Consider the following 2083-nt stretch of genomic DNA (forward strand, 5'->3'; position numbering starts at 1 on the left):
CCCCCCCTCTGCCCCGCCGGCCTGCGCCCGGACCAGCACCGCAGCAGCAAACTGCGCAATTTGCCGCTGGGCGGGCAGCCGGGCCCAGCACGCGGTGCGGCCGCCACGTGTCGCCGCCGCCCCGCGCATCGGCCCGGATTTCCGGGTTTTCCCTTGCCAATCAACCACTTGCCGGCACGCACGGATTCCGCATAAGCATGCGCCGATTCCTTTGCAGCGCTGGCGCGCCGCTGGGTCTTCAATCCATTCCATCCCCCGCCGCGATGGTCGCGCCGGGCAAACCAGGAAGGTTCGATCCCATGACGCGCAAATTCAAGGTAGTGGCGGTTTCCGGCAATGTGCAGCGCCCCTCGCGCACGCTGGTGCTGGTGGAAGAGTTGATCGCCGCGCTCAGCGAGGCATTGCCCATCGAGGCGCACACCATCGAGCTGGGGCCGCTGGCCCCGCAGATCGGCGGCGCGCTCTACCGCAGCCAGTTGCCGGCCGCCGTCGAAGCGGAGCTGGCCGCCATCGAATCGGCCGACCTGCTGATCGTGGCCAGCCCGGTCTACCGCGGCTCGTACACGGGCCTGTTCAAGCACCTGTTCGACTTCGTGCACCACGAGGCGCTGATCGACGTGCCCGTGCTGCTGGCCGCCACCGGCGGCAGCGACCGCCATGCACTGGTGATCGACCACCAGCTGCGCCCGCTGTTCAGCTTCTTCCAGGCGCGCACGCTGCCGCTGGGCGTGTATGCGTCGGAGCAGGACTTCCAGGGCTACGAGATCGCCAGCGCCGCCCTGCGCGAGCGCATCGTGCTGGCGGTGCAGCGCGCGGCGCCCCTGGTCGGCATCGCGCCGCAGGCCGCGCCCGCGCTGCGCCTGGCGCAGGCGGCCTGAGCCCCGCCGGCCACCCCATTCCCCCTTCCTCTGTCCAGGAGCATCGCCATGAGCCACGACACGACTTCCGCTTCTTCTTCCTCCGCCGCCGGCATCCGCTTCGCCTACTGGGTGCCCAACGTCAGCGGCGGGCTGGTGGTCAGCACCATCGCCCAGCGCACCGACTGGAGCCTGGAATACAACCAGCGCCTGGCGCAGGCGGCCGAGAAGGCAGGTTTCGACTACGCGTTGAGTCAGATCCGCTTCACCGCGGGCTACGGCGCCGAGTACCAGCACGAGTCGGTGTCGTTCAGCCAGGCGCTGCTGCACGCCACTACCAAGCTCAAGGTGCTGGCCGCCATCCTGCCCGGGCCGTGGAGCCCGGCCGTGGTGGCCAAGCAGATCGCCACCATCGACCACATCAGTGCCGGGCGCATCGCCATCAACGTGGTGAGCGGCTGGTTCAAGGGCGAATTCCAGGCCATCGGCGAGCCGTGGCTGGAGCATGACGAGCGCTACCGCCGCTCCGAGGAGTTCATCCGCGCGCTCAAGGGCATCTGGACGCAGGACAACTTCACCTTCAAGGGCGACTTCTACCGCTTCAACCACTACACCCTGAGCCCCAAGCCCGTGCAAAAGCCGCACCCGGAGATCTTCCAGGGCGGCAGCTCGCGCGCCGCGCGGGACATGGCCTCGCGCGTGTCGGACTGGTACTTCACCAACGGCAACACGCCCGAGGGCGTGAAAAAGCAGATCGACGACATCCAGGCCAAGGCCGCCGAGACGGGCCACCGCGTGCGCATCGGCATCAACGCCTTCGTCATCGCCCGCGACACCGAGGAAGAGGCCCGCGCGGTGCTCAAGGACATCATTGACCACGCCCATGTGGAGGCCGTGCACGCCTTCGGCGACGCGGCCAAGCAGGCCGGCCAGGCCTCGCCCGAGGGCGAGGGCAACTGGGCCAAATCCACCTTCGAGGACCTGGTGCAATACAACGACGGCTTTCGCACCAACCTCATCGGCACGCCGCGCCAGATCGCCGAGCGCATCGTGGCGCTCAAGGCCGTGGGCGTGGACCTGATCCTGGCCGGCTTCCTGCACTTCATCGAAGAGGTCGAGTACTTCGGCGAGAAGGTGCTGCCGCTGGTGCGCGAACTGGAAGCGCGGGGCCTGGGCGCACCCGCCGGGGCCGCCATCGGCGAGCCCGCCGAGGCCGTGGCCGCCTG

2 protein-coding genes are annotated in these 2083 nt (G+C 69.0%); both read left to right on the top strand.

Translation table 11 applies throughout. The features are described from left to right. Positions 1-299 precede the first annotated feature (299 nt). A complete protein-coding gene (gene msuE / locus AC27KI_RS23475) occupies positions 300-878 on the top strand; it encodes an FMN reductase (protein WP_284430660.1) in 579 nt (192 codons plus the stop codon). 48 nt (positions 879-926) lie between these two features. Then, on the top strand, positions 927-2083 hold a 1157-nt coding region (sfnG, locus tag AC27KI_RS23480), incomplete at its 3' end, for a dimethylsulfone monooxygenase SfnG (protein WP_487116129.1).

It is taken from the genome of Acidovorax sp. KPB24-03 (assembly GCF_057546605.1).

Excerpts from the sequence above, each read along its gene's own strand:
- msuE (WP_284430660.1), top strand. The coding sequence starts at position 300 with ATGACGCGCAAATTCAAGGTAGTGGCGGTTTCCGGCAATGTGCAGCGC.